We start from the raw sequence: 26,437 nt of genomic DNA on the forward strand, positions 1-26,437 counted from the left end.
GACATGACCCTGCTGGAAGTCGACGAGGCGGCCAACGCCATCTCCGAACAGGTCGACCCGGAAGCCAACATCATCTTCGGCGCGGCGTTCGACCCGTCGCTGGACGGCATGATCCGCGTCAGCGTGGTCGCCACCGGCATGGACGGCGCCTCGATCGCCGCCATCGAGCCCAAGCTCGAGCGCCGGCCGATGACCGCCCCGCCGCTGCGCATGCCCGAGGCCCGCGTCGCGGCGACCGAGCCGTCCGAAGCCCCGGCCGCGGCTCCGGCCTATGTGACGCCCGAGCCGGTCCGCCAGCCCCAACCGGTGATGGCCGCCGAGGCCGTCGAAGAAGAACAGCCCGACCTCTACGCCGCGCCCGTGGCCGCCCAGCCGGTGGTGATCCAGCCGGTCACCCGCATCGTCGATCCGTCGGTCGCCGAGGATGAGGACGAGCCGTTGTTCGCCGAGCCGGCCTATGAGGAGCGCCGCCCGCGGGGCGGATTCCTCAGCATCTTCGGCAGCCGTCCGCGCTACGACGCGCCGGCCCCGCAGGCCGCTCAGCCGCGTCCCGCGGCTAGCCGAGGCGGCGCTCAGCCGGTCGAAGCCGCCCTGCCGGAAGAAGAGGTTCACCAGGGCGAGGATCTGGAGATCCCGTCGTTCCTGCGACGGCTTGCCAACTAGCTGTTTCCATTCGCGTTCTTCGCGCCGCCGCGGAGGTCCGAAAGACCTCCGCGGCGCTGCGTTTTGGCAAGGCCGCGTTAACCTTCCAGACACCGAAACATTGCGAAACAGGGATTGTTTTGCTGCGTCGCACCAACTTGCTTAACGGCACAGGTGGGCGCTCCTCGGTCATCGGGGTTAGCACCCCAGTCTAGGGAAGGTCCCAGAGTGGCGGCAGACGGTTTCCAGAGCGGGGCGTTCCAACACACCGTCAAGGCTCCGGCCCTGTTCGCCGGCGTGGGCGTGCACACCGGCGAATACACCCAGGTCGCCATCCGGCCCGCGGGCCCTGACGCCGGCATCAGCTTCGTCCGCGTCGATATCACCGACCGCGACAACCGGGTTCCGGCGACGCCGGAGTCGGTCTGCAAGACCCAGCTCGGCACCGTGATCACCAATCAGGCCGGCGTCACCGTCGCCACCATCGAGCACCTGATGGCGGCGCTGGTCATGTCCGGCATCGACAACGCCGTGGTCGAACTCGACGGGCCGGAGATGCCGATCATGGACGGCTCGTCCTGGCCGTTTATCAAGATCCTCGACCGCGCCGGGCGCCGGCCGCAGGCCGCGGCCCGCCGGTTCATCGAGATCATCGACACCGTGGAAGTGACCGACGGCGACAAGCGCGCGGCGCTGAAGCCGGCCATGCGATTCGAGGTCGCCTTCGCCATCGAATTCCCGACCGCCGTCATCGGCCGCCAAGAAGTCGACATGCCGATGGACGAGGCGGTGTTCCGCCAAGAGCTCGCCGACTGCCGCACCTTCGGCTTCCTGCACGAGGTCGAGGCCCTGCGCGCCATGGGTCTCGCGCGGGGAGGCACCCTGGAGAATTGCGTGGTGATCGAGGGCGACCGGGTGCTGAACCCCGAGGGCCTGCGCCGTCCCGACGAGTTCGTCCGCCACAAGGCGCTGGACGCCATCGGCGACCTCTATGTGCTGGGCGCACCGATCCTCGGCCGCTTCGAGGGCGAGCTGGCCGGCCATGGCATCAACAACCAGCTGGTCCGGGCGCTCGCCGCCCGGCCCGACGCCTGGCGCATCCGCACCTTCGTCGACGAGATCGCCATCGCGGTCTAAGGCCGCGGTCCGGCCATGATCGTCGGGCAACCTGCGACCGCGCATTCGGTTGCTCTGTCCGCCCCCTAGTGTAGAAGCGATTTCTCGCGTGGGGGCGCGCGTTGGTCCTTTGAGGTGATGGTGTCCTTGCTTCGGAATTCGTGGGCTCGCCCAGCGCTCGTCGCCGTCTTTTGCGCCCTGGCGGTCACCGCCTGCTCCGGTGGCGCCAAGAAGCCCAAGACCCGGCTCGCCTATGAGGAACGCCCGGTCGAACTGCTCTACTCCACCGGCGCCGACCGCATGGACAAGCACCTGTGGGCCCAGGCCGTGGACTACTTCCAGGAAGTCGAGCGCCAGCACCCCTATTCGGAATGGTCGCGCCGCTCGATCCTGATGCAGGCCTTCGCCCACTATCAGGCCAACAACTACGCCGAGGCGATCGCCGACGCCGACCGGTTCATCTCGCTCTATCCGGGCAACCAGGCCGCGGCCTACGCCCACTATCTGAAGGCCGTCTGCTACTTCGAACAGATCGTCGACGTCGGCCGCGACCAGGCCGCCACCGGCCAGGCGCTGGACAACCTGCGCGAGGTCACCACCCGCTATCCGCACACCGAATATGCGCTGGACGCCCGGCTGAAGATCGACATGGTCAACGACCAGCTGGCCGGCAAGGAAATGACCATCGGCCGCTGGTACCTGCGCCAGAACGACACCCTGGCCGCGATCGGCCGCTTCAAGACCGTCGTCGACCGCTATCAGACCACCAGCCATGCGCCCGAGGCGCTCTACCGGCTGGTGGAGGCCTATCTGACGCTGGGCCTGCTCGACGAAGCCAAGAAGAACGGCGCGGTGCTGGGCTACAACTACCCCGGCGACGTCTGGTACGAGGACGCCTACAGGCTGCTCACCTCCAAGGGCCTCAGGCCCGCGGTGATCCCGGCGGTGAGCTCCAAGCGCAGCGTCTTCCACGTGCCGATGACCAAGGACAAGTCGCGCACCGTCCTGCCGCCCGCCGGGCTGCAGACCACCGCCTCGGCCATGGCCACCGTGCATGCCACCGACGCCGCGCCCGCCGCGACCCCTGCCGTGGCCGACGCCCCTCCGGCGAAGGCGGACACGGCCGACGACGCGGCGCCGAAGAAGAAACGCGGCTTCTTCCACATGCCCCACATCCCCTTCACCGGGCATAAGCCGGACGTCAGCGGACCCGATCCCGACCCGACGCCCACGCCGACGAAATAGGCTGCGACCGCCAGATTCGCGGGTCGCCGCGGCGCTGGTTGGCAATGAGAACAAAAAGTGATCAACTGCGTCGTGGCGGCGCGTTTTCCGGCCGCTGATTCCGGGCGATCCTGACCGCCATGCTGATCGGATTGTGGATCCGCGACGTCGTGCTGATCGAGGCCCTGGATCTCTCCATCGGGCCGGGCCTCACCGTGCTGACCGGCGAGACGGGGGCGGGCAAGTCGATCATCCTCGACGCCCTGGGCCTGGCGGTCGGCGCGCGCGCCGAGGCCGGCCTCGTGCGGCGCGGCGCGGCCCAGGCGGCGGCTTCCGCGGTCTTCGCGCCCGCGCCGACCCACCCGGTCTGGGACCTCCTGGAAGAGAAGGGGCTTTCCTATGCCCGCGACGAGGACCTGGTGCTGCGCCGCACGCTCTCCGCCGACGGCCGCAGCCGCGCCTTCGTCAACGACCAGGCGACCGGGGTCGGCGTCCTGAAGGAGGTCGGCGAGGCGCTGCTTGAGGTGCACGGCCAGCATGAGACCGTGGGCCTGCTCGACGCGCGCACCCACCGCCCCATGCTCGACGCCTTCGGCGGTCTGGAAGCGCAAGGCCGCGCGGTCGCCGAGCGCTGGCGCGACTGGCGCGAGGCCCGCGAGGCGGCTGACACCCTGCGGGCCGATGTCGCGCGCGCCGCCGCCGAGACCGAGGAACTGACCCTGCGACTGGCCGAACTCGACCGGCTCGATCCCCGCGAGGGCGAGGAGACAGAGTTGGCCGAGGAGCGCGCGATCCTCGGCGCATCCGAAAAGGCGCTGGCCGACATCGCCGGCGCGCGGGAGGTGTTCGACGGCCTCTCGTCCCGGGTGGCCGGCGCGGTGCGGGCGCTCAGCCGCGCCCACGAGCGCGCGCTGCTGGCCGGGGCCGCGGAAACCGGGACGGCGGTCCGCCGCCTGACCGAGGCGCAAGGCGCGCTCGACCGGGTGCTGATCGAGGCCGCGGAGGCCGAGGCCGCCGTCGACGCCGCCGCCGCGGCCTTCGATTTCGAGCCCGACCGCCTGGAGAAGGCCGAGGAGCGGCTGTTCGACCTGCGCGGCCTCGCGCGCAAGCTGCATGTCCCCGTCGAAGACCTGCCAGGTCTGCGCGCCCGCTTCGCCGAACGGCTGCGGGCGGTGGAAAGCTCCGAGGACGCGCTGAAGGCCGCCGAAGCCGCCGTGGCCGCCGGGCGCGCGGCTTATCTCGCCGAGGCCGGCCGGCTGAGCGCCGCCCGCGCCGCCGCCGGCGACCGCCTGGCCCAGGCGGTCACGGCCGAACTCAGCCCCCTCAAGCTCGACAAGGCCCGCTTCCGCGTGGCGGTCGCAGCCCAGGCCGAGGACAGGGCCGGGCCGACCGGCCTCGACCGGGTCGCCTTCGAGATCGCCACCAATCCCGGCGCGCCGTTCGGCGACTTGGCGGCCATAGCCTCCGGTGGCGAACTGGCCCGTTTCGCGCTGGCGCTCAAGGCCGCCCTGGCCGGCCGCGGCGCCGGGCCTCAGCCGCTGATGATCTTCGACGAGGTCGACCAGGGCGTGGGCGGGGCGGTCGCCGACGCCGTCGGCCTGCGCCTCAAACGGCTGGCGGCGGACGCCCAGGTGCTGGTCGTCACCCATTCCCCCCAGGTCGCCGCCCGCGCCGAGGCCCACTGGCGGATCGCCAAGGCCGGGGAGGGCGAACGCGTCCGCACCGCCGTCGAGGTGCTCTCCGCCGCCGACCGCGAGGAGGAGATCGCCCGCATGCTGGCCGGCGCCGAAATCACCGACGCCGCCCGCGCTGCGGCGAGGGCGCTGATGGATGCTTAGCGACGAACTTGCAAAACATACGGAGATTCCGTATATTTTGCACGCGGCCTGATTGTGAACTTCGATTGGGATCCGACGAAGGACGCCGCCAACGAGCGGGAAACATGGCATCCCGTTTTCCTACGCCACGGCGGTCTTATCGGATCCGACACATCGGGATTTTGATGTCAGCCGCACTGTGGACGATGAACGTCGCCGCGAGGCCGTGGGCCGGATCGAAGGGCGATTGTTCACAGTCGTCTACACGGTTCGGGATGGCGCTGTGCGGATGATATCCGCGCGGCGGTCCAACGTTCAGGAGATGCGGCGATATGGCGATCGTTAGATTCACGCTCGACCCGAAAAACCCTCCAAAGCTGACCGACGCTCAGAGGGCGCGCCTCGACGCCTTGACGGACGAAGAGATCACCGCCGCAGCGCTCTCCGATCCCGACAACCCACCGCTCACCGAGGTGGAGCTGCAGATCTTCGACGACGTGAACTTCCTGCGTGAGGTGCGGGAACGCACCGGTCTCAGTCAGGCCAAGTTCGCCCGTGCGTACCGGATCAACCTCGCCCGCCTGCGCGACCTTGAGCAGGGCCGCACCCGGCCGGACAGTGCGCTCCGAGCCTATTACACCGTCATCGCTCAACGACCTGACGTCGTGACGGCCTGTCTGGCCTCGTGAAGCCGCGCCGCAGTTGAGTTAGATAACGGCATGGATTCTCGCGCCTCGATCCCCGTCGACGACCTCACCTCCGACCAGGCGGAAGCCGAACTCGCGCGGCTGGCCGAGGAGATCGCGGGCCACGACCTGCGCTACCACCAGCAGGATGCGCCGACGATCTCGGACGGCGACTACGACGCCCTGAAACGCCGCAACCTGGAGATCGAGGCGCGGTTCCCGGAGCTGGTGCGCGAGGATTCGCCATCGCTCAAGGTCGGGGCGGCGCGCTCGGAGCAGTTCCAGGCCGTGACCCACGGCGTGCCGATGCTCAGCCTCGACAACGCCTTCGCCGACGAGGAGGCCGTCGAGTTCGACGCCCGCATCCGCCGCTTCCTGCGCCTCTCCGCCGAGGAGACCGTGGGCTATACGGCCGAGCCGAAGATCGACGGCCTCTCCTGCTCGATCCGCTACGAGAACGGCCTGCTGGTCCAGGCCGCCACCCGCGGCGACGGGCGCACGGGCGAGGACGTCACCCAGAACGTCCGCACCATCGCGGGCGTCCCCAAGCGGCTGCAGGGCTCGGGCTGGCCGGAGGTCATCGAAGTCCGCGGCGAGGTCTATCTCGGCCACGAGGCCTTCGCCGCCCTCAACGCCGCCAACGCCGAGGCGGGCGCCAAGACCTACGCCAACCCGCGCAACGCCGCTGCCGGCTCCCTGCGCCAGATCGACCCCCGGATCACCGCCACCCGGCCCCTGAGTTTCTTCGCCTACGCCTGGGGGCTGCTGAGCGGCCCCTTCGCCGAGACCCAATGGGAGGCGCTGCAGAAGCTGAAGGCCTGGGGCTTCCAGACCACGCCCCAAAGCGAGCGGGTGGAGAACGCCCAGGGCCTGCTCGCCGCCTACGGCCGGATGGAGGCCCTGCGGCCGAAGCTCGCCTATGACATCGACGGCGTCGTCTACAAGGTCGACCGCCTGGACTGGCAGCAGCGGCTGGGTTTCGTCACCCGCACCCCGCGCTGGGCGATCGCGCGCAAGTTCCCCGCCCAGCAGGCGCGCACCATCCTCGAGGCGATCGACATTCAGGTCGGCCGCACCGGCGCCATCACGCCGGTCGCGCGGCTGCATCCGGTGACGGTGGGCGGCGTGGTGGTCGTCAACGCCACCCTGCACAACGCCGACGAGATCGCCCGCAAGGACGTCCGGGTCGGCGACACCGTGATCCTGCAGCGGGCCGGCGACGTGATCCCGCAAATCGTCCGCGTGGTGCTGGAGGAGCGGCCCAAGGGCGCAAAGCCCTTCGCCTTCCCGACCCATTGCCCGTGCCCGCTGCACACCGAGATCGCCAAGGAGACCACCGCCTCCGGCGCGGAGACCGTGGTCCGCCGCTGCACGGGCGAGTTCGCCTGTCCGTTCCAGAAACTCGCCCACCTGCGCCACTTCGTCTCCCGCCGGGCCTTCGACATCGAGGGGCTGGGCGAAAAGCAGCTCACCGCCTTCAACGAGCGCGGCTGGATCCTCGAACCGGCCGATATCTTCCGGCTCGCCCGCGACGCGGCGAAGATCGCCGAGCTGAAGGAGACCGACGGCTATGGCGAGACCAGCGTCGCCAACCTGGTGGCCGGGATCGACGCGCGCCGCGACATCGCGCTCGACCGCTTCATCTATGGCCTCGGCATCCGCCACATCGGCGAGACCACCTCCCTGGCGCTCGCCCGCCACTTCGAGACCGCCGAACGCTTCGTCGAGATCTCGAAGGCCGCCTCGGAGCAGACTGCCGGCTCGGCCTACGCCGAACTCTCAGACCTCGACGGGCTGGGGCCCACGGCGGTCGAGGCGGTGCTGGCCTTTGCCCTCGCCCGCCAGCCGATGCTGATCCCGCCGGAGATCTCGCTCGATGGCGCCTTGCGTCTCGCCATCCCCAAGCTCAACTCCAAGGCCCGCGCCGCGCTGGAACTGCGCTATGGCGACTGGGCCGCCTTCGAGACCGCCGCAATCCAGGCCGCGTCCGGCACGCCCGGCGAGGCCTTCCGCGAGGTCGCCTCGGTGGACGCGGTCGGCGTGGTCGCCGCGCGGATGATCGCGGCCTTCTTCGGCGAGGACCACAACCGAGCCCTGGTCGACAACCTCATGGCCGAGCTGCGGGTCATCCCGGCCGAGCGGCCGAAGACCGACACGGCCGTGGCCGGCAAGACCATCGTCTTCACCGGCGCGCTGGAGAAGATGACCCGTGACGAGGCCAAGGCCCAGGCCGAGGGGCTGGGGGCCAAGGTCTCGGGCTCGGTGTCCAAGAAGACCGACCTGGTGGTGGCGGGCCCGGGCGCGGGCTCCAAGCTTGCCGAGGCCACCAAGCTCGGCGTCCAGGTGATCACCGAGGATGCGTGGCTGGCGCTGGTGAGCGGCGGATGAGCGGACCGCCACTGCGCGACCGACCGACCGTGCGGGTGCTGCTTTTCGACCCCGAAGGCCGCATCCTGCTGATGAAGGGCCGCATGCCCGGCGCGCCGCAGGGCCAGGCCGCCTGGTTCACGGTCGGCGGCGGCGCCGACCCCGGCGAGACGATGCTTGAGGCCGCCGCGCGCGAGGTCCGCGAGGAGACCGGCTTCGAAGCGGTGGAATTCGGCCCGGTGATCTGGCGGCGCGACGGGCCGCTGACGCTCTCGACCGGAGAGCTGGTGATGTTCCGCGAGCACTACATCGTCGCCCGCTGCGCCGGCGGCGAACCGAGCCGCGAGGGCTGGGAGGAGCTGGAGCGCCAGCTGGTCGACGACCTGCGCTGGTGGTCCCTGGACGAACTCGCCGCCTGCGAGGATCGCGTCTATCCGCTGGGCCTCGCCGCGCGGCTGCCCGAGGTCCTGGCCGGCCGCCATCCGAGCGAGCCCGTCGCCATTCCGTGGGACTAGGCTCCGGGCCCCGATCGGGCCTTCATTTCGACACCCCGCGACCGGCCTCCTGTCCCCAAGCTTAGCCGGCCGTGGGGACGGGCGCGGATGTATGCCGAACCTTGGGCGGAACGGGCCAGCCGACGCACCGCGGCGATCTCGGCCTCGGTCGCGGCTCACGTCCTTGTCCTGCTGTTCCTGATCTGGCGGCTCGGCGTCACGCCAACGCCCGCCGAGACGCCGGTGATGAACGTCGAACTGACCAGGCTCCGGCCGCAGGCTCCCAAGCCGCCGCCCGAGCCGCGCCGGGAGCGTCCCGCGACCGGATCGCACGCGGCCCCGCCCATCGTCGACCACCCGCCGGCCGCCGCGCCGGACGCCCGCGAGGAGGCGCGGCCGGCCGCCGAACCCTCGAATGGACAGGGCGAGGGCGTCCGCCCGGCGCTCCGCGGCCTTCTCGGGTGCGAGCCCACGGCCCTGGTCGGCCAGTCCGCCGAGGAGCGCCGGCGCTGCCAGGACCGGCTGGGCGCGGACGCCCTGCGCGCCCAGCGCCAGGCGGCCGCTCGCCTCAACCTCGACCCCACGGGGCGCTACGTCACCGATCCGATGCCCTACCTGGGCCGGCTGCCGCACAATGGCTGCAAGGTCCGCGCGGCGGGCGACGTGGGGCCGATGGGCCATGAAGGCGCCGCGGCCGGTGTCCAGTGCGCATTGTCGTTCTGACCGCTTCTGGCGCCGCCTGGGATTAGGCTTCACAGTGGCGTCATCGACGCCTGCTGGAGTGTCCCGATGATCACCCCCCTGTTCGCCGCCGCCTTGGCCCTCTCCGCGTCCTGCAATCTGGAGCATCCGTCCGGCCAGGCGGGCTGCACCCGGGCGGCCGTCGACGCGCTGAAGATGAACCAGCTCCAGGCCATGGGCACCCACAACAGCTACAAGATCGCCATCGCGCCGCTGGAGATGGCCAATCTGCGCGCCCGCAATCCCAAGGCCGCCGATACCCTCGACTACAGCCACCTTCCGCTGACCGAGCAGCTCAACGACGGGGCCCGCGAGCTCGAGCTCGACTTCGTCTACGATCCCCAAGGCGGCCGCTATTCGACCCCGCTCGGCCGCAAGATGGCCCCCAACACAACGCCCTATGACCTCACCTCGATGAGCAAGCCGGGGATGAAGGTGATCCACGTCCCGGACATCGACTACCGCTCGGTCTGCCCGCTGCTGGTCGACTGTTTCAAGGAGGTGCGCGCCTGGTCCAAGGCCCACCCCGACCACGTGCCGATCCTGATCATCTTCAACCTGAAGCAGGACCAGCTGAAGGTCCCCGGCGCCGTCCCGCTGCTGCCCTTCGACGCCAAGGCGATGGACGCGGTCGACGCCGAGATCCGCTCGGTCTTCAAGCCCGGCGAGCTGATCACGCCCGACCAGGTGCAGGGCAAGCACAAGACCCTGCGCGAGGCGGTCCAGGCCGGCGCCTGGCCGACCCTGAAACAGGCGCGCGGCAAGATCATGCTGGCGATGGACGAGTCCCCCGACGTGGTCGCGGTCTACCGCGGCGCGCGCAAGAGCCTGGAGGGCCGGGCGATGTTCGTGAACACCGACGAAGCCTCGCCGGCCGCCGGCTACATCACCCTGAACGAGCCGATCAAGGAGAACAGCCGCATCCAGGCCGCCGTGAAGTCGGGCCTCATCGTGCGCACCCGCGCCGACGCCGACACCTGGGAGGCCCGCAAGAACGACACCGCCCCGCGCGAGGCGGCCTTCGCCTCGGGCGCCCAGTATGTCTCCACCGACTACATGCGCCCCGACACGCGCTTCAGCTCTTACGAGGCGCGGCTGCCGGGCGGCGGCGTGGCGCGGCCCAATCCGGTGACCGCGAAGCCCTAGGACGGCGCGTGCGGCTCTGACGCGCGCGGCTAGCGGTGGGGGGCGGACTCGCGCGATGCTGCAACTTCGTGGTGGGAGCGGCGGATGGCGGAGACCAACCCCTTGGGATGGCGGCGGATGCTGGGGCCGCTCGGGCCTCGTCCGCGCCTGACGATCTCGATCCTTGTCGGCCTGGCTGTGGGGGCGGCCCTGGCCTGGTTCGCGCCGCACATGGAGGTCTCCACCAAGCTCATCCTCAGCTGGGATGCGCTCTCCCTGACCTTCCTGGGCGCGATGTTCCTCCACATGCTGGACCACACGCCGACCGACATCCGCACCCAGGCGGCCCTGGACGATGAGGGGCGGGGCGCGATCCTGGGCCTGACCCTGATCGCCGCGGCCGCCAGCGTCTGGGCGGTGGGCGTGGAACTCTCGCTCGCCAAGGACGCGCACGGCTTCCTGAAGGTGGAGCACATCGTGCTGGCCTTCGTCACCGTCGTCGCCTCATGGCTGATGGTGCAGATGATCTTCACCCTGCACTACGCCCACGAGTTCTATGGCGTCGACGAGGACGACGGCGCGAGCGACGCCGGCGGGATCGGCTTCCCCGGCACCCAGGCGCCCGACTATTGGGATTTCATGTACTTCGCCATCGTCATCGGCGTGGCCTGCGCCACGGCGGACGCGGATTTCACCTCGAAGGGGCTGCGCCAGCTGGGCACGGTCCACAGCCTGGTGGCCTTCGCCTTCAACACGATCATCGTCGCCCTCACCATCAACCTGACGGCGGGACTGTTCTAGGCGGACGGCCTCCCCCGCGGACGGGGGAGGCGCATCGCGTCTTAGTCGTTGACCCGAAGATTGGTCGCCGAGGTCTTGCCGCTGCGACGGTCGGCTTCGAGGTCGTAGGCGACCTGCTGGCCTTCGTTCAGGCCGCGCAAGCCGGCCTGCTCGACCGCCGAGATGTGCACGAACACGTCCTGGCCGCCGTCGTCGGGCTGGATGAAGCCGAAGCCCTTCGTCGGGTTGAACCACTTCACCGTGCCCGCGCCGGCCCCGGCCGGATCGCCGGAGGGTCGGCCACCGCCGCCACCCCCGCCGCCGCGCGGACGGTCAAAGCCGCCCCCGCCGCCGCCGCCGCCGAAGCCGCCGCCGCGCGGACGGTCGAAGCCGCCACCGCCGCCACCGCCGCCACCGCCGCCGCTGCGCGGAGGCGCCGCGCCCTGGCCCGTGACCACCAGCTGGCCTGCCGAAAGCTTGCCGGACCGTCGGTCCTGCTCGAGTTCGAAATTGACCAGGTCGCCTTCGTTCAGGCCGCGAAGGCCTGCCTGTTCGACCGCTGAGATGTGGACGAAGACGTCGCTTCCGCCGTCGTCCGGTTGGATGAAACCAAAGCCCTTAGCGGTATTGAACCACTTGACTGTGCCGCTCGCCATTCGCCTGACCTAACCGAGATAGAGTCTTGCGCCGGCAAAAACGCAGGCGCCCGGCCGCCGATTTTGGCGAGCCGTGCAAGCTATGTAGCGGGCGAAAAGCCGGTAGGCCAGCCGCACCGTGACACAAGCGCGCAATCGGCCTATTGGAGCGCCCCTCCATTTCCTCTCGTGCAGGTGGGAAAACGGCCCTTGAACAGCATCTGTGTCTACTGCGGATCGGCCCCCGGAAACGACCCGGCCTTCCATGAGGAAGCGGTCGTCGCGGGCACGCTGATCGCCAAGGCGGGGCTGACGCTGGTCTACGGCGGCGGCAAGGTCGGGCTGATGGGCGCGGTCGCCGACGCGGCGCTCGCCGCCGGCGGCAAGGTGGTTGGCGTCATGCCCGCGGACCTGGTCAATCAGGAAATCGGCCATAAGGGTCTGACGGAGCTCAGAATCGTCAACTCGATGCACGAGCGAAAATGGGCCATGGCCGAGCTCGCCGACGGCTTCCTGTGCCTGCCCGGCGGACCGGGGACCTTCGAGGAAATCTTCGAGCAGTGGACCTGGGCGCTGCTCGGCTTCCACGCCAAGCCCTGCGGCTTCGTCAATGTGAACGGCTACTACAACGCCATGCGCGCCCTGGTGCAGCAGATGGCCGACAGCGGCTTCACCACCCAGCAGTACGCCGACATGCTGATCTATGCCGATGGCACGGCCGAGGCGATCGAGGCCTTCCGCGCCTACGTCCCGCCGCCGCCCAAGTGGGGCGTCGCCCCGGTCGAACAGCGCTATTGACCCGCTGAATCCCCCCGCGGGATAGGCGAAATCGTCGGCGATTAACCGTCCATTACCCACTTTCCGCGCCTTGCTGTTCGCCTGGACGCTCGCATCGGTTGTGGGCGGCCCGCGGCGCCGTGAAGAAGCTCCACGCCGGATACCTCATCCAAAGAACGCCGGCCCGTTGCGCCGGACCTGGAGCTTCAGTGGCAGCTGCGCGACCCGCCCCCAGAGTCGAGCCTCTGGACACCAGCCTGGATCCGCAGGACTGGCGCGAGATCCGCGCCCAGGGCCACCGGATGCTGGACGACATGTTCGACCATCTGGAAGGGCTGCGCGACGGACCGGTCTGGCGCGCGCCGCCGGCCGAGGCCCGCGCCGGCTTCCGCGGCGAACTTCCCACGGCGGCTGGCGACCTGGCGCAGACCTATCAGACCTTCAAGCGCGACATCCTCCCCTTCGGCAGCGGCAACGCCCACCCGGGCTTCATGGGCTGGGTGCAGGGCGCCGGGACCCCGGTCGGCATGCTGGCCGAGATGCTGGCGGCGGGCCTCAATTCCAACCTCGGCGGGCGCGACCACATGCCGATCGAGGTCGAGCGCCAGATCCTCGCCTGGGTCCGGCAGATGTTCGGCTTTCCGGCGGGCGCCAGCGGCCTGTTCGTCACCGGCACCTCGCAGGCCAATTTCCTGGCGGTGCTGATCGCCCGGACCCGCGCGCTGGGCCTCGACGCCCGGCGGACGGGCCTGGGCGCCGACGGCGCGCGCCTCGTGGCCTACGCCTCGAAGGCGGTGCATGGCTGCGTGCCGCGCGCCCTGGACATGGCCGGGATCGGCGCGAGGGCGCTGCGGCTCATCGACGTCGACACCGACCACCGCATCGACCTGCAGGCCCTGAAGGCCGCCATCGCCCGGGACCGGGACCTCGGCCTGACGCCGTTCCTGATCGTCGGCACGGCCGGCACGGTCGACGTCGGCGCCATCGACGACCTCGACGGCCTGGCCGACATCGCCGCCGCCGAGGGGATCAGTTTCCATGTGGACGGGGCGTTGGGCGGGCTCGCTATCCTCTCGCCCGAGCTCGCGCCGCGCCTGACCGGGATCGAGCGGGCGGATTCGCTGGCCTTCGATTTCCACAAGTGGGGCCACGTCCCCTATGACGCCGGCTACATCGTGGTGCGCGACGGCGCCCTGCACCGGGCGACCTTCGACAATCCCGCCGCCTACCTGGCCCGCGCCGACCGCGGCCTGGCGGGCGGCGACTGGTGGCCTTGCGACTATGGCCCCGACCTTTCGCGTGGCTTCAGGGCGCTGAAGACCTGGTTCACGCTTCAGACCTATGGCGCCGACGCCCTGGGCGCCTCCATGGCCGCCAACTGCGCGCTCGCCCAGGCCCTGGCCGCGCGAGTGGACGCCGAGCCGGAGCTCGAGCGCCTGGCCCCCGTAGCGCTCAACATCGTCTGCTTCCGCTACGCCCGCGGCGCGTCGGACGCCCTCAACGCCGAGATCGTCGCCGACCTGCAGGCCGCCGGCCAAGTCGCGCCCTCGCTCACCACCGTCGGCGGCCGCAAGGCCATCCGCGCGGCGATCGTCAACCACCGCACCCGTCTCGAAGACATCGAACGCCTCGTGGAATCCGTGCTCGAACGCGGACGAGGCGCATTGCAAGCCCTAGCCATGGAAGCCGCCCGATGAGCGCCGTCTACACCCCAGAGTCCCCGAGCCCGCAACCGCGCTCCGACGTCACCGTCGGCCTCGCCGCGATCCTGCGGATGGCCTACGAGGGCTCCAGCCTGTGGCCGCTGTGGACCGAGCTGCTGGCCCGGGTCACCGCCAATCCGACGGACACCGCGGCGCTGATGGACATGTCGATCATCGCCCAGGCCTCCAACAACCGCGACCAGAGCCTGGAGCTGCAGGCCGCGGCCCTGCAGTTCGACCGCGTCTACCGCCGCCCGCACGGGCGCGGCGACGGCCTGAAGGTGGCGGCCTTCGTCACGCTCGGCGACTTCATGGCCAATACGCCGATCGACTTCCTGCTGCAGGGCTCCGACATCGACCTGCGCCTGTGCTTCGTGGACGCCGAGACCCCGGACCTGAGCTTTATCCCCGAGTGCGACGTGGCCTTCCTGGCGGTTGGCGAGTCCGCCGAGAACCGGCCGGTGCTCGCGAACTGCGCGCGCCTGCTCGCCGGCCGCAAGGTGCTGAACGGCGACGCCGCGCGCATCGCCGGCCTCACCCGCGACGGGGTCAGCGACCTGCTGGCCGGGGAGCCCAGCCTCTATGCGCCGGCCGCCCACCGCGTCGGCCGCGACGACCTCGCCCGCCTCGCCATCGGCCTGCAGCAGCCTTCCGAACTCAGCGCCGACCTCGCCTGGCCGATCATCGCCCGGCCGATCGGCACCCACGCCGGCCAAGGCATGGAGAAGCTCGACGGCCGCGAGGCGGCTTCCGCCTATCTCGAGGGCCGCGACGAGCAGCAATTCTACGTCTCGCCCTTCGTGGACTACAGCGGCCCCGACGGCCTCTTCCGCAAGCAGCGCATCGCCTTCATCGACGGCCGCGCCTTCCCCAGCCACTACGCCGTCCAGCCGCACTGGATGGTCCACTACCTCAGCGCCGAGATGGCGGAGCGTCCGGAGCGCCGCGCCGAGGAAGCCGCCTGGATGGCCGATTTCGACACCGACTTCGCGGCGCGCCACGCCGTGGCGTTCGAGGCCCTGCACCGCCGCCTGGGCCTCGACTATTTCGGGATCGACTGCGCCGAGGCGCCGGACGGCCGCCTGCTGGTCTTCGAGGTCGACGTGGCGATGATCGTCCACGACCTCGATCCGGAGGCGGTGTTCCCCTACAAGAAACCCGCCATGCACCGCCTGTTCGCGGCCTTCCAGGCCATGCTGGCCTCCGCCGCCTAGCGCCTATTCCGCGGCCGCCGCGACGCGCTGCGGCCTGCGCGAGCGGTGATAGGGCCGGTCGCCCAGCACGGTCGCGCGGTTCATGATCCGGCGCTGCGGCAGGTAGTCGTTGACCGCATAGTGCTGGGTCACCCGGTTGTCCCAGAACGCCACCGCGTTCGGCGTCCAGCGCCAGCGGACCAGGAATTCCGGCTGCTGGATGTGGGCGAACAGCATGCCCAGGATCGCGTCGCTCTCCTTGCGCCTCAGGCCCTTGATCCGCTCGGTGAAGCCGTAGTTGACGAAGAGCCCGTCCTCGCCGGTTTCCGGATGGGTGCGGACCACCGGATGCAACACGGGGGGATGGTTGGTGAGCTCCTCGGCGTGCTTCTGCTCCCCCGCCAGGGTCGCGACCTTGCCCCGCAGCGGAAAGCCGCGGGCGAAGTCGTGGACGGCGTCGAGGCTCGCCAGGAAGTCCCGCAGCGGCGGCGATAGCGCCTCATAGGCCGCCCGCATGTCCGACCACACCGTGTCGCCGCCCAGCGGCGGCAGGTGCTTGGCGTAGAGGATCGAGCCCATCGGCGGGGTCTCGATGAAGGTGATGTCGGTGTGCCAGGCGTCGTTGTCGGTCGGGTTGCCGGTGTGGTTGTCGAGGATGAACAGCTCCGGCGCCTCGGGCACCCCGGGATAGAGCGGGTGGGTGTGCAGCGGCCCGAACCGGGCGGCGAAGTCGCGATGCTGCACCGGCGTCAGCTGCTGGTCCTCGAAGAAGATCACCTTGTGGTCGAGCAGGGCTTGGCGGACCGCGGCGGCCAGGTCGTCGGACATCGGTTGCGACAGGTCCACGCCTTCGATCACGGCGCCGATGGTGGGGGTCAGGGGGGCGATATGGACGGGCATGGCGGCCTCCGAACGTGCTGCGCAAGCCAACTCCATCCGCGCCGCGGCGTCAAAGCCCGCGCCGCGCGCCGAACGTGCTAGGGTCGCTTCACGTCGAAGCCGCGTTGGGTCCTTGAGCCCGGCAGGCGCGCGGCGGCGAAAGGCCCCGATGATGATCCGCCTGTCCTGTCCGCCCGCAGCCGCCCGGCGCGGCGCATGAGCCTGTTCTCCTGGATGACCACGGGCGGCGTCAGCGAGGCCGACGTGCGCTCCGAGGTCTGGAAACTCGGCGCGCGCCATCGCGGCGAGCCCCTGGCCGGCGCGATCGAGGAGCTCAAGGCCTCCGACCTCAGCACCGAGCGCGCCCAGCTGCTGCGCGCCTGCGTGCGCAAACTCCGCAAGGCCTGACCCTAAAACGCCAAAAGGCCCCCGGCGCGAGCCGAGGGCCTGAAGGTTTCGAGACGCGAGACCTAGTAGCGGCGGGCGTTGTCGCCGTCGTGGCGATCCATCCGGACCTGGGTCGACAGATCGTCGATCTGGGCCTGCAGCCTCGCCCGCTCGCGATCGTCCAGGCGGCGGTCACGGGTGCTGCGCAGCTCTTCATTGCGGATGTCGTTCAACGCCATGTCCGCCCTGCGCGCTTCGCGGCGGGACAGGCTGCCGTCGTTGCGGCCGCGCTGGATGCGGTCGGCGATGCGGCTGATCTGGGTGTCGATATCCCAGCTGTTGGCGCGGGTGTCGTAGGAGACGTTGCGGCCGTAGGCGCTGGCCGAGTTGGCGACCCACATGCCGCGGCTGTCGTAGTAGCCGTTCGGCTGGCCGTCGACCCAATTGCCGTTGCGGTCGTAGTAGCCGGCCGCCGCGGTGCGATCGACGGAGTTGGCGTGCCAGCGGCCGCTGTTGTCGTAATAGCCATAGGCGTGCTGGCAATCGCGCGCGCCGCGGGAAAGCTGGTTGCCGACGACCGCGCCGCCGATGCCGCCGACGACCGCGCCGGTGCCCTTGTCGCCGTGTCCGGCGACGGCGCTGCCGAGCAGGGCGCCGACCACCGCGCCGCCGACTGTGCCGGCCGCACGGTTGTTGCTGCGCTGTTCGCAGGTTTCCTGGGCCATGGCCAACGACGGGATGAGGGCTGCGACGGCAAAGCCGGCGAGCAGAAGATTCTTACGCATAGGGGTGCTCCTGGGTCCGGGACATCTGTCCCTCCCTTTGGGTCACACAACGAAAGCTGGCGCTCAGAGGTTCCGCGCCTAACCGGAGACGACTAGGCTGCAGACTCAAACGGGGAGCGGCGGATGCGTGGGCTTTGTGGATTTTTCGTGGGCCTGTTGGCCGGACTGGCCGCTGCGACCGGCGCCCTGGCCGCCGAGCCGCCCTTCGTCCCGCACGACTTCGCGATTCGGGACTTCCACTTCCGCTCGGGCGAGACCCTGCCGGCGCTGAAGCTGCATTACTACACGCTCGGCCAGCCGAAGAAGGACGCCTCGGGCCAGGTCGTGAACGCGGTCCTGATCCTGCACGGCACCGGCGGCTCCGGGCGCCAGTTCACCGCCCCGCAGTTCGCCGACGTGCTGTTCGCGCCGGGCGGCCTGCTGGATCCCGCCAGGTACTTCCTGATCATGCCCGACGACATCGGCCACGGCGCGTCCTCGAAACCCTCCGACGGGCTTCGGATGAAGTTCCCGCGCTACGACTACGCCGACATGGTCGAGGCCGAGCACGCCATCGTCACCGAGGCCCTGGGGGTCAGGCAGCTGCGCCTGGTGATGGGCACGTCGATGGGCTGCATGCACAGCTTCATGTACGCCGAGATGTATCCGGACGGCGCGCGGGCGGCGATGCCGCTGGCCTGCCAGACCGTGGCGCTCGCGGGCCGCAACCGCCTGTGGCGCAAGATGTCCATCGACGCTATCGAGGCCGACCCGGCGTGGAAGGGCGGCGACTATGCGGCCCAGCCGATGCTGGGCCTGCGCGGCGCGGAGAACCTGCTGCTGCTGGCCGGCCAGTCGCCCTGGCCGATGCAGCTCGCCATGCCGAAGGGCGAGCAGGTCGACGCCTGGTACGCCACCGAACTCCCCAAGCACCTCGCCAGCCTCGACGCCAACGACCTGATCTACCAGCTCGACGCCTCGCGGACCTACAACCCCTCGCCGGACCTGGAGAAGATCAAGGCGCCGCTCACCTGGGTGAATTCCGGCGACGACTTCATCAACCCGCCGGAGCTCGGCCTCGCCCAGGTCGAGGTCAAGCGCATCAAGGCCGGGCGGTTCGTGCTGATCCCCGCCGGCCCCGACACCCACGGCCACGGCACCCACACCTGGGCGGCGTTCTGGAAGGACGACCTGGCGGATTTGCTGAAGCGGTCGGGCGGGTAGGGCGGCCCGGCGGCGTCGCCGAACCGCCCCGCCCCGCTATTCGAACCGGACCTTCAGCGTCGCGCCATAGAACCGCGGCGCCCCGGGGAAGTAGTAGTAGTTGTTCTCGCCCGGGTTGGCGGCCGGCGGGGCCGAGAAGGTCTGCAGCACGCCGTCGTAGGCGGTCTGCTTGTAGAACTGGTTGAACAGGTTCGTGCCCCAGACGCTGAACTCCAGGTGCTTGTCGCGGCTGGTCACCCCGATCGAGCCGTTCACCAGGCCGAAGCCCGGCTGCATCTTCACCGGATCCTCGTCGGAGCCGACCTGGTAGCTGGAGGTGTACTTCGCATCGAGGTTGACGAAGCCGTCCCAGCCCTCGGCGACCTGATGCCGGTAGCTGCCGCCCAGCGTCGCCGACCATAGGGGCGCGTAGGAGAGCCGGCTGCCGGGCAAGAGGAAGAGGTTCGAGCCCGGCGCCTGCAGCACCGCCTTGTTCTTGGCGTCGCTGGGGTAGGTGGTCTCGGCATAGGTCACCCCGCCGTTCAGGGTGAAGTCCGGGGTGACGGCGAAATAGCCTTCCAGCTCCGCGCCCGCGGTCTGCGCCTCGGGGATGGTGAACTCCACGAACTGGGTGCCGGTGAAGGCGTTCAGCTGATGGTCCCTGTAGCTCTGGTAGAACAGCGCCGCGTTCAGCGAGAGCCGCTTGTCGAACCACTGGGTCTTGGCGCCCGCCTCGTAGGCGTTGACGTTCTCGGCGGGGAACGAGGTGTCGGTGGCCGGCGCGAGCGAGGTGTTGGGCGCGCCGCCGGGTCCGAAGGGCAGGGTGGTCTCGGCCAGGTTGAAGCCGCCCACCAGATTGCCGCGCGAATAGGAGACGTAGGTCATCGCCTCGTCGCTGAACTTGTATTGCAGCTTGGCGGTGCCGGTCAGCGCCCCCTCGTCGAGCGACTGGTGGGTGTTCACCCCCTTGAACGCCGGGTTGATCAGGCAGGCGGTGCCGAAGGTCGCCTTGGAGAAGGCGCCATAGGCCGAGAACGGGATCGGCGTCGGGCTGCCGGTGGCCGCCTGCAGCAGGTTGGCGCAGAGGTTGGCCGTGTCGTTGTTGCCGTGCAGCGAAGCCAGGTCCTTGTGCTCCCAGGTGTAGCGCAGGCCTCCGATCAGCGAGAGTTGGTCGGTGAGCTTGAATTCCTCCTGGGTGTAGATCGCCTCGGAGTGCTCCTTCTGGTGATAGAGGTCGGTGGCGCCCTGGCCGACCGGGAAGCCGTTGGCCGGCAGCACCCCGCCACTCAGCACGTTCAGATACGGGCCGAGCGCGGGGCCGTTCTGCAGGAAATTCTGGGTGTCCAGGCGCTCGTTCGAATAGAAGAAGCCCACCTGCCAGTTCAGCCGCTCGGTGGAGCCGCGGTACTGGAACTCCTGAGAGAATTGCCTAAAGCGGGTGAAGTTGAACGCCGGGTCGGAGTCCAGGATGTCGGCCAAGGTGGTGTCGGTGTCGCCGCCGACGTTTTCCTTGCTGTCCCGATAGGCGGTGATCGACGTCAGCGTCGCATTGCCCAGCCACGGGGTCTTCCAGTGCGCCTCGGCCGAGATCCCCTGGTCGGTGATCAGGTCCTGGTTGGTGCGGTTGAGGAAGGCGGTCTTGTTCTCGGGATCGACCGGATTGGGCACGGTGCCGGGGAAGACCAGGTTCTGCACCGTCGCGGGCGAGCCGTTGTGGAAGTCGACGGCGATGCAGCAGTGGTCGCGCCGCTGGCTGTAGTCGGCGATGAAGTTGACGTCGAGATCGTCGGAAAGCTGCAGCAGGAGCTGGTCGCGGGTGGTGAAGACGTGCTCGTCGTTCTGGGCCGGGATGTGGGTGTCGGGCGCCTGCACGACCGGCACGAAGCCGTCGCGCTGGCGGTCGGCCACATAGAGCCGGATCGCCACCTTGTCGGCGACGATGGGCCCGCTGACCGAGATCGAGCCGCCGTAGCCATTGTAGTTCTGCACCGTCGCCTCGCCCTGCGCCTCGAAGGTGAAGCTGGGCCGCTTGGTGGTGATCTGGATCACCCCGGCGATGGTGTTCTTGCCGAACAGCGTGCCCTGCGGCCCCTTCAGGATCTCGATGTCGTTGAGCTCGCCCAGGTCGTTGAACGAGACCCCGTTGCGCGGCCGGTAGACGCCGTCGATGTAGAGCCCGACCGCGTCCTCCAGGCCCGGGTTGTCGGCGACGTTGCCGACCCCGCGGATGCGGGCGATGGTCGTGCCCTCGGTGCCGTTGGTGGTCGAGGTGAGGCCGGGCGTCAGGGTCACCAGGTCGGCGACCGAGGTCACGTTGTTGGCCGCCAGCTTCGCGCCCGACAGCACGGTGACCACCACCGGCACGTCCTGCAGCCTCTGCTCGCGCTTCTGGGCGGTGACCACCAGTTCGCTGACCGTGTCGGCGGCGGGCGTCGCCTGGCCGGTCCGGGCCTGGCCAGTCCGGGCCTGGCCGGTCTGGGCCTGGGCTGGGGCCTGGCCCCAGGCCGAACCGGCGGCGCAGATCAGGGCCAGAGCCGAGGCCCCCGTCAACCAGGGCGTGGCGAAAACACTTTTGTTACGCAGCATGAGAACGTCGTCTCCCTCTGTCCGCGCGAGCCGCTCTGGTGGCGGTCTTCGACGGCATGACAGCGGTCCGGCCGGGGGCGCCCTTCGCTACTCAGAAGGGTGGGACCGGCCCCCGCCAGAGAGGGTATTGCGACGCTGGATTGTGGCGGCGTTCTGGCCGCTTGGCGTCGGTTCTGAAATGTACGGCCGTAATCCCCGACCGCGGCCAAAACGCCACAGGTGGGGGGTGTTAGCGCACGTAGCTCGCGCCGTTGATGTCGAGCACCGCCCCGGTCATCGAGGCGGGCGCGTCGAGCGCCAGCCAGGCGACGGCGCCGGCCACCTCCTCGGGCGCGGCGACCCGGCCGAGCGGGATGTCGGCCAGCAGCTTCTCCCCGCCGCGGCTCGACAGATAGTCCTCGGCCATGCCGGTCATGGTGAAGCCCGGACAGACCGCGAAGGCCAGGACGCCGTCGGCCGCAGAACCGCGGGCGATCGACTTGGTCATGGCCACCATCCCAGCCTTGGAGGCCGCATAGTGCCAGTGGGCCGGCGAATCCCCACGATAGGCCGCGCGGCTCGCCACATTGACGATACGCCCGGGAGCCGCGCGCTCGCGCCAGTGCAGCACCGCGCGCCGGCAAAGGTCGGCCGAGGCCTGCAGGTTGATCTGCATCGTCCGCCCCCAGGCGGCCTGCCACTCGGCCGTGGGCGCCTCGACCGCTACGGCCTCGAACACCCCGGCGTTGTTCACCAGCACGTCGATCCGCCCGTCCAGCGCCGCCAGCGCCTGGTCCCACAGCCGATCCGCCGCCCCGGCCTCCGCCAGGTCCGCCCCGATCACCCCGGCCGCACCGGCGCGCCCATGCCCGACCATCCTGACGCCCCGGCCCGCGAACGCCTCCGTGATCGCCGCGCCGATCCCGCGCGTGGAGCCGGTGACGAGGATGTGCGGTCGGGACTGGGTCATGCGGCCTTCCTAGCGGCGCTTGGCTCTGCCGCCCAGCGCCAAACAGGGCCAAAAGAGAACATCTTGCCAACCCGGAACAAAATGCGTACATCTGAGTCCGTGCCGGGGGCGACGCATTGGCGTCCGGTTGGCGGAATCGTGGGATAGAGGGTGGATGACATGGCAACGGCGTTGAAGCTCGTGGGCAAGGAAGACGGCGACAAGCAGCGCGCTCTGGAAGCGGCGCTGACGCAGATCGATCGGGCCTTCGGCAAGGGCTCGGTGATGCGGTTGGGCGACAAGGGCAAGATCGTCGAGATCGAGTCGGTGTCCACCGGCTCGCTGGGCCTCGACATGGCGCTGGGCATCGGCGGCCTTCCCAAGGGCCGCGTCGTCGAGATCTACGGCCCCGAAAGTTCCGGCAAGACGACGCTGGCCCTGCACGTGGTGGCCGAGGTCCAGAAGGCCGGCGGCACCGCGGCCTTCGTCGACGCCGAGCACGCGCTCGATCCCTCCTACGCCCACAAGCTGGGGGTGAACCTCGACGAGCTGCTGGTCTCCCAGCCGGACACCGGCGAGCAGGCCCTGGAGATCACCGACACCCTGGTGCGCTCCGGCGCCGTCGACATCATCGTCATCGACTCGGTGGCCGCCCTGACGCCGCGCGCCGAGATCGAGGGCGAGATGGGCGACAGCCTGCCGGGCCTGCAGGCCCGGCTGATGAGCCAGGCGCTGCGCAAGCTCACCGCGTCCATTTCCAAGACCCATACCCTGGTGATCTTCATCAATCAGATCCGCATGAAGATCGGCGTCATGTACGGCAGCCCCGAGACCACCACGGGCGGCAATGCGCTGAAGTTCTACGCCTCGGTGCGCCTCGACATCCGCCGCACCGGCTCGGTGAAGCGGGCCGACGAGATCATCGGCAACAACGTCCGCGTGAAGGTGGTCAAGAACAAGGTCGCCCCGCCGTTCCGCGAGGTCGAGTTCGACATCATGTACGGCGAGGGGATCTCCAAGCTGGGCGAGATCATCGACCTGGGCGTCAAGGCCGGGGTCATCGAGAAGTCCGGCTCCTGGTTCTCCTACGCCAGCCAGCGCATCGGCCAGGGCCGCGACAATGTCCGCGACTTCCTGAAGGCCAACCCCGACATCGCCGCCGACATCGAAAAGGCGGTCCGCGGCGCCAAGGCGGTCATCGAGGAAGAGCTGCTGGTCGGCGGTCCCGAGCCCGAGGACGAATAGCGGCCCTGAGGGCCTCAGGGCCCGCCAAGCCTTCCCCTGGCGAGCGCCGCATCCGCGGCGGGCTTCCCCGCCAACAGCCCGCAGCGCCACTCCGCGCCGGCGCTCGACATGGGAACCCGGACGCCCGGCCTCGGCCGGGCGTCCTCTTTCTTGGCAAGGCGCGACGTCCGGGTTCGCCCGGGCGTCCTTTTCCTTTGCGGTCCCCCACAAGTTTCGTAAACGAGCGGCCGTTCCTAGATGTCGGGCGCCGGGACGACCCTTCGCCCTGTTCCAGTCAAAGCGCCAAGGCCAATGCCCAGTCTGAACGAGATCCGCAGCCACTTCCTGGACTACTTCCAGTCGAAGGATCACGCCGTGGTGGCCTCCGCGCCCCTGGTGCCGCAGAACGATCCCACCCTCTTGTTCGTCAACGCCGGCATGGTGCCGTTCAAGAACTATTTCACCGGCGCCGAAGCCGCGCCCTGGCCCCGCGCGGCCTCCTCGCAGAAGTCGGTCCGCGCCGGCGGCAAGCACAACGACCTCGACAACGTCGGCTACACCGCCCGCCACCACACCTTCTTCGAGATGCTCGGCAACTTCTCGTTCGGCGACTACTTCAAGGAAGGCGCGATCGAATACGCCTGGGAGCTGCTCACCAAGGAATTCGAGCTCCCGGCCGACAAGCTCCTCATCACCGTCTACGCCGAGGACGAGCACGCCGCGGACCTGTGGCGCAAGATCGCCGGCCTGCCGGACGAGAAGATCATCCGCATCGCCACCGCGGATAACTTCTGGTCGATGGGCGACACCGGCCCCTGCGGCCCCTGCTCGGAGATCTTCTACGACCACGGCAGCCACATTCCCGGCGGCCCGCCCGGCAGCCCGGACGAGGACGGCGACCGGTTCGTGGAGATCTGGAACCTGGTCTTCATGCAGTACGAGCAGATGGCCGGCGGCGACCGCACGGACCTGCCGAAGCCCTCGATCGACACCGGCATGGGCCTGGAGCGCGTGGCCGCGGTCCTGCAGGGCGTGCACGACAACTACGACATCGACCTCTTCCGGGCGATCATCGCCGCCAGCCGCGACCTGGTGGGCGGGACGGGCGGGGCCTCCAACGGCCCGTCGCACCGGGTGATCGCCGACCACCTGCGCTCGTCGAGCTTCCTGATCGCCGACGGCGTCATGCCCTCCAACGAGGGCCGCGGCTATGTCCTGCGCCGGATCATGCGGCGCGCCATGCGCCACGCCCACCTTCTGGGCGCCGCCGATCCGCTGATGCACCGCCTGGTCCCGACCCTGGTCGAGCAGATGGGCGCGGCCTATCCGGAGCTGAAGCGCGCCGAGCCCGCCATCATCGACACCCTGCGCCAGGAGGAGGAGCGGTTCCGCCGCACGCTCGGCCGCGGCATGGGCCTGCTGGACGAGGCGACCGCCGGCCTGAAGGAGGGCGAGGTGCTCTCCGGCGAGACCGCCTTCAAGCTCTACGACACCTATGGTTTTCCGCTCGACCTCACCCAGGACGCGGTGCGGGCCAAGGGCCTGACCGTTGACCTGACCGGTTTCGACGCCGCCATGACCCGCCAGCGCGAACAGGCGCGCGAGGCCTGGACGGGCTCGGGCCAGGTGGCCGCGGCCGGCGAGTGGTTCGCTATCCGCGACCGGTTGGGCCCCACGGAGTTCGTCGGCTACGATCATGTCGAGGCGACGGGCGAGGTCCTGGCGCTGGTGCAGGACGGCCGCGAGATCGACGGCGCCGTGGCCGGCGCGAGCGTCCAGGCGGTCTTCGACCGCACGCCCTTCTACGCCGAGAGCGGCGGCCAGGCCGGCGACCAGGGCGAGGCGGCGTGGGACATGCCTGACGGGGGGCCGGGCCGGGCGCGGGTCGGCGACGTGCAGAAACAGGCCGGCGATCTCTTCGTCCATGACCTGGAGATCCTGCAAGGAACGCTCGCGCCCGGCGCCCGCGTGCGCCTGGCGGTCGACGCCGGCCGCCGCGCCCAGACGCGCGCCAACCACTCGGCGACCCACCTGCTGCACGCCGCCCTGCGGAACGTCCTGGGGCCCCACGTGACGCAAAAGGGCCAGATGGTCGACGGCGAACGCATCCGTTTCGACTTCAGCCACGGCGCCCCGGTGACCCCGGACGAGGTCGACCGCATCGAGGCCGAGGTGAACGCCGTCGTCCGCCAGAACCTCCCGGCCGAGACGGAGCTGATGGCCCCGAAGGAAGCCATGGCCGCCGGCGCCATGGCGCTGTTCGGCGAGAAGTACGGCGAAACCGTCCGCGTGCTGACGCTCGGCCAGTCGCTGGCCGGCGAGGGGGCCTATTCGGTGGAGCTCTGCGGCGGCACCCATGTGGCGCGCACCGGCGACATCGCGCTCTTCAAGGTCGTCCAGGAACAGGGGGTCGCCGCGGGCGTGCGCCGCATCGAGGCCCTGACCGGGGAGCCGGCGCGCCGCTGGCTGCTCGACCAGGCCGCGGTTTCGAGGGGCCTCGCCGACCAGTTCAAGGTGCCGGTGTCGGAAGTCGCCGCCCGGGTGGGCGCGCTGGAGGCCCAGCGCCGCCAGCTCGAGAAGGACCTCGGCGACGCCAAACGCCAGCTCGCCATGGGCGGCGGATCGGGCGGCGGCGGGGCGGCGGCCGGACCGGAGGAGATCGCCGGCGTCCAGGTCCTGGCCCGCGTCATGGAAGGCGTCGGCGGCAAGGACCTGCGGCCGATCGCCGAGGAATTCAAGAAGCAGCTGCCCGACGGCGTCATCGCCCTGATCGGCTCGGCCGAGGGCAAGGCCGCGGTGACGGTGGCGGTCACCGGCGCGGCGCAGGGCCGGTTCAACGCCGTCGAACTGGCCAAGGCCGCGGTCCAGGCGATGGGCGGCCAGGGCGCGGGCGGACGTCCGGACTTCGCCCAGGGCGGCGCGCCGGACGCCTCGAAGACCGCTGAGGCGCTGGCCGCCATCAAGGCCGCCCTCGGCGGGTGACGACAACAGCAACCGTGGGAACGACGACTGTAATCGGTGTTCGCACAGGCTGAGCGTGTGCTGAGAATCCCCCGTAGGTTGAAACTGTTAGCTCACATCGAAGCTTCGCTGGACTGGATCGCGGCACGGTGGTTAACAGTTCGTAGCGATCCGATGCCGGTTTCGCCGTCATGTCGGGTACATG

At 69.9% G+C, this 26,437-nt stretch carries 21 protein-coding genes and 3 pseudogenes; 18 read left to right on the forward strand and 6 right to left on the reverse strand.

The window, feature by feature from the left end; translation table 11 throughout:
- The 11 genes and pseudogenes from ACESMY_RS19710 to ACESMY_RS19760 form a co-directional block, all read left to right on the forward strand.
- Nucleotides 1-663 (forward strand): annotated as a pseudogene (locus tag ACESMY_RS19710) (cell division protein FtsZ); the annotation flags it as partial.
- Nucleotides 664-870: 207 nt separating this feature from the next.
- Nucleotides 871-1,779, forward strand: coding sequence for a UDP-3-O-acyl-N-acetylglucosamine deacetylase (gene lpxC, locus ACESMY_RS19715; protein WP_372786327.1), 909 nt, complete (start codon nt 871-873; stop codon nt 1,777-1,779).
- 117 nt (nt 1,780-1,896) lie between these two features.
- Nucleotides 1,897-2,772: pseudogene (locus ACESMY_RS19720) on the forward strand (outer membrane protein assembly factor BamD); the annotation flags it as partial.
- 350 nt (nt 2,773-3,122) lie between these two features.
- Nucleotides 3,123-4,820: a DNA repair protein RecN gene (recN, locus tag ACESMY_RS19725; RefSeq protein ID WP_372786328.1), complete on the forward strand. Its 1,698-nt coding sequence runs from the start codon at nt 3,123-3,125 to the stop codon at nt 4,818-4,820.
- Between the two features lie 109 nt (nt 4,821-4,929).
- A complete protein-coding gene (locus ACESMY_RS19730; RefSeq protein WP_372786364.1) occupies nt 4,930-5,145 on the forward strand; it encodes a BrnT family toxin in 216 nt (71 codons plus the stop codon).
- On the forward strand, nt 5,132-5,488 hold the full coding sequence (locus ACESMY_RS19735; RefSeq protein WP_372786329.1) for a helix-turn-helix domain-containing protein: 357 nt from the start codon (nt 5,132-5,134) through the stop codon (nt 5,486-5,488). The genes ACESMY_RS19730 and ACESMY_RS19735 overlap by 14 nt, the downstream gene beginning before the upstream one ends.
- A gap of 30 nt (nt 5,489-5,518) precedes the next feature.
- Nucleotides 5,519-7,873 (forward strand): NAD-dependent DNA ligase LigA, encoded by a 2,355-nt coding sequence (gene ligA / locus ACESMY_RS19740; RefSeq protein WP_372786330.1) that lies wholly within the window; start codon nt 5,519-5,521, stop codon nt 7,871-7,873.
- Entirely contained in the window at nt 7,870-8,367 is a 498-nt protein-coding gene (locus ACESMY_RS19745; protein WP_372786331.1) for an NUDIX hydrolase, read from the forward strand. The genes ligA and ACESMY_RS19745 overlap by 4 nt, the downstream gene beginning before the upstream one ends.
- Nucleotides 8,368-8,454: 87 nt before the next feature.
- Nucleotides 8,455-9,069, forward strand: coding sequence for a hypothetical protein (locus ACESMY_RS19750; protein ID WP_372786332.1), 615 nt, complete (start codon nt 8,455-8,457; stop codon nt 9,067-9,069).
- A 66-nt stretch (nt 9,070-9,135) separates the two neighbouring features.
- On the forward strand, nt 9,136-10,233 hold the full coding sequence (locus ACESMY_RS19755; RefSeq protein WP_372786333.1) for a phosphatidylinositol-specific phospholipase C1-like protein: 1,098 nt from the start codon (nt 9,136-9,138) through the stop codon (nt 10,231-10,233).
- An 84-nt stretch (nt 10,234-10,317) separates the two neighbouring features.
- A complete protein-coding gene (locus ACESMY_RS19760; protein WP_372786334.1) occupies nt 10,318-11,013 on the forward strand; it encodes a DUF1345 domain-containing protein in 696 nt (231 codons plus the stop codon).
- 41 nt (nt 11,014-11,054) lie between these two features.
- Here ACESMY_RS19760 and ACESMY_RS19765 read toward each other — a convergent pair whose 3' ends face one another.
- Together ACESMY_RS19765 and ACESMY_RS19770 are read right to left on the reverse strand one after the other, a co-directional pair.
- On the reverse strand, nt 11,055-11,252 hold the full coding sequence (locus tag ACESMY_RS19765; protein ID WP_299538599.1) for a cold-shock protein: 198 nt from the start codon (nt 11,250-11,252) through the stop codon (nt 11,055-11,057).
- A 198-nt stretch (nt 11,253-11,450) separates the two neighbouring features.
- Nucleotides 11,451-11,648 (reverse strand): annotated as a pseudogene (locus ACESMY_RS19770) (cold-shock protein); the annotation flags it as partial.
- 189 nt (nt 11,649-11,837) lie between these two features.
- Here ACESMY_RS19770 and ACESMY_RS19775 point away from each other — a divergent pair.
- The 3 genes from ACESMY_RS19775 (at nt 11,838) to ACESMY_RS19785 (ending at nt 15,321) form a co-directional block, all read left to right on the forward strand.
- Entirely contained in the window at nt 11,838-12,425 is a 588-nt protein-coding gene (locus tag ACESMY_RS19775) for a TIGR00730 family Rossman fold protein (protein ID WP_372786335.1), read from the forward strand.
- A 188-nt stretch (nt 12,426-12,613) separates the two neighbouring features.
- Nucleotides 12,614-14,101, forward strand: a complete 1,488-nt coding sequence (locus ACESMY_RS19780) for an aspartate aminotransferase family protein (protein ID WP_372786336.1) — start codon at nt 12,614-12,616, stop codon at nt 14,099-14,101.
- Nucleotides 14,098-15,321 carry a RimK family alpha-L-glutamate ligase gene (locus ACESMY_RS19785; protein ID WP_372786337.1) on the forward strand — a complete coding sequence of 408 codons (1,224 nt, stop codon included), beginning with the start codon at nt 14,098-14,100 and terminating at the stop codon, nt 15,319-15,321. The genes ACESMY_RS19780 and ACESMY_RS19785 overlap by 4 nt, the downstream gene beginning before the upstream one ends.
- A 3-nt stretch (nt 15,322-15,324) precedes the next feature.
- On the opposite strand, the gene tauD is transcribed toward ACESMY_RS19785, so the two are convergent.
- On the reverse strand, nt 15,325-16,200 hold the full coding sequence (gene tauD, locus ACESMY_RS19790) for a taurine dioxygenase (protein ID WP_372786338.1): 876 nt from the start codon (nt 16,198-16,200) through the stop codon (nt 15,325-15,327).
- 195 nt (nt 16,201-16,395) lie between these two features.
- On the opposite strand from tauD, the gene ACESMY_RS19795 reads away from it, so the two are divergent.
- Nucleotides 16,396-16,587 (forward strand): hypothetical protein, encoded by a 192-nt coding sequence (locus tag ACESMY_RS19795; protein WP_372786339.1) that lies wholly within the window; start codon nt 16,396-16,398, stop codon nt 16,585-16,587.
- 62 nt (nt 16,588-16,649) lie between these two features.
- Here ACESMY_RS19795 and ACESMY_RS19800 read toward each other — a convergent pair whose 3' ends face one another.
- Nucleotides 16,650-17,351, reverse strand: coding sequence for a glycine zipper 2TM domain-containing protein (locus ACESMY_RS19800; protein WP_372786340.1), 702 nt, complete (start codon nt 17,349-17,351; stop codon nt 16,650-16,652).
- A gap of 123 nt (nt 17,352-17,474) precedes the next feature.
- Between ACESMY_RS19800 and ACESMY_RS19805 the strand changes: the two genes are divergently transcribed.
- The gene (locus tag ACESMY_RS19805; protein ID WP_372786341.1) at nt 17,475-18,554 is read left to right on the forward strand and encodes an alpha/beta fold hydrolase; all 1,080 of its coding nucleotides are present in this window, start codon (nt 17,475-17,477) and stop codon (nt 18,552-18,554) included.
- Nucleotides 18,555-18,590: 36 nt separating this feature from the next.
- On the opposite strand, the gene ACESMY_RS19810 is transcribed toward ACESMY_RS19805, so the two are convergent.
- Nucleotides 18,591-21,119: a TonB-dependent receptor gene (locus ACESMY_RS19810; RefSeq protein WP_372786342.1), complete on the reverse strand. Its 2,529-nt coding sequence runs from the start codon at nt 21,117-21,119 to the stop codon at nt 18,591-18,593.
- Between the two features lie 229 nt (nt 21,120-21,348).
- Nucleotides 21,349-22,068 carry an SDR family NAD(P)-dependent oxidoreductase gene (locus ACESMY_RS19815; protein WP_372786343.1) on the reverse strand — a complete coding sequence of 240 codons (720 nt, stop codon included), beginning with the start codon at nt 22,066-22,068 and terminating at the stop codon, nt 21,349-21,351.
- 159 nt (nt 22,069-22,227) lie between these two features.
- Here ACESMY_RS19815 and recA point away from each other — a divergent pair, with 159 nt between their 5' ends.
- Both recA and alaS read left to right on the forward strand, forming a co-directional pair.
- The gene (gene recA, locus ACESMY_RS19820; protein WP_372786365.1) at nt 22,228-23,292 is read left to right on the forward strand and encodes a recombinase RecA; all 1,065 of its coding nucleotides are present in this window, start codon (nt 22,228-22,230) and stop codon (nt 23,290-23,292) included.
- A 291-nt stretch (nt 23,293-23,583) separates the two neighbouring features.
- Nucleotides 23,584-26,253, forward strand: a complete 2,670-nt coding sequence (gene alaS, locus ACESMY_RS19825) for an alanine--tRNA ligase (RefSeq protein WP_372786344.1) — start codon at nt 23,584-23,586, stop codon at nt 26,251-26,253.
- Nucleotides 26,254-26,437: the final 184 nt, after the last annotated feature.

Origin of the sequence: Phenylobacterium sp. (assembly GCF_041691455.1) — a bacterium.
In the GTDB taxonomy this organism is placed as follows: domain Bacteria; phylum Pseudomonadota; class Alphaproteobacteria; order Caulobacterales; family Caulobacteraceae; genus Phenylobacterium.

Coding starts and splice junctions, on each gene's coding strand:
- ACESMY_RS19745 (WP_372786331.1), top strand. CDS start 7,870: ATGAGCGGACCGCCACTGCGCGACCGACCGACCGTGCGGGTGCTGCTT.
- ACESMY_RS19760 (WP_372786334.1), top strand. CDS start 10,318: ATGGCGGAGACCAACCCCTTGGGATGGCGGCGGATGCTGGGGCCGCTC.
- ACESMY_RS19805 (WP_372786341.1), top strand. CDS start 17,475: ATGCGTGGGCTTTGTGGATTTTTCGTGGGCCTGTTGGCCGGACTGGCC.
- recN (WP_372786328.1), top strand. CDS start 3,123: ATGCTGATCGGATTGTGGATCCGCGACGTCGTGCTGATCGAGGCCCTG.
- alaS (WP_372786344.1), top strand. CDS start 23,584: ATGCCCAGTCTGAACGAGATCCGCAGCCACTTCCTGGACTACTTCCAG.
- ACESMY_RS19800 (WP_372786340.1), bottom strand. CDS start 17,351: ATGCGTAAGAATCTTCTGCTCGCCGGCTTTGCCGTCGCAGCCCTCATC.
- recA (WP_372786365.1), top strand. CDS start 22,228: ATGGCAACGGCGTTGAAGCTCGTGGGCAAGGAAGACGGCGACAAGCAG.
- ligA (WP_372786330.1), top strand. CDS start 5,519: ATGGATTCTCGCGCCTCGATCCCCGTCGACGACCTCACCTCCGACCAG.
- ACESMY_RS19810 (WP_372786342.1), bottom strand. CDS start 21,119: ATGCTGCGTAACAAAAGTGTTTTCGCCACGCCCTGGTTGACGGGGGCC.
- ACESMY_RS19750 (WP_372786332.1), top strand. CDS start 8,455: ATGTATGCCGAACCTTGGGCGGAACGGGCCAGCCGACGCACCGCGGCG.
- ACESMY_RS19755 (WP_372786333.1), top strand. CDS start 9,136: ATGATCACCCCCCTGTTCGCCGCCGCCTTGGCCCTCTCCGCGTCCTGC.
- ACESMY_RS19735 (WP_372786329.1), top strand. CDS start 5,132: ATGGCGATCGTTAGATTCACGCTCGACCCGAAAAACCCTCCAAAGCTG.
- ACESMY_RS19795 (WP_372786339.1), top strand. CDS start 16,396: ATGAGCCTGTTCTCCTGGATGACCACGGGCGGCGTCAGCGAGGCCGAC.
- ACESMY_RS19815 (WP_372786343.1), bottom strand. CDS start 22,068: ATGACCCAGTCCCGACCGCACATCCTCGTCACCGGCTCCACGCGCGGG.
- tauD (WP_372786338.1), bottom strand. CDS start 16,200: ATGCCCGTCCATATCGCCCCCCTGACCCCCACCATCGGCGCCGTGATC.
- ACESMY_RS19785 (WP_372786337.1), top strand. CDS start 14,098: ATGAGCGCCGTCTACACCCCAGAGTCCCCGAGCCCGCAACCGCGCTCC.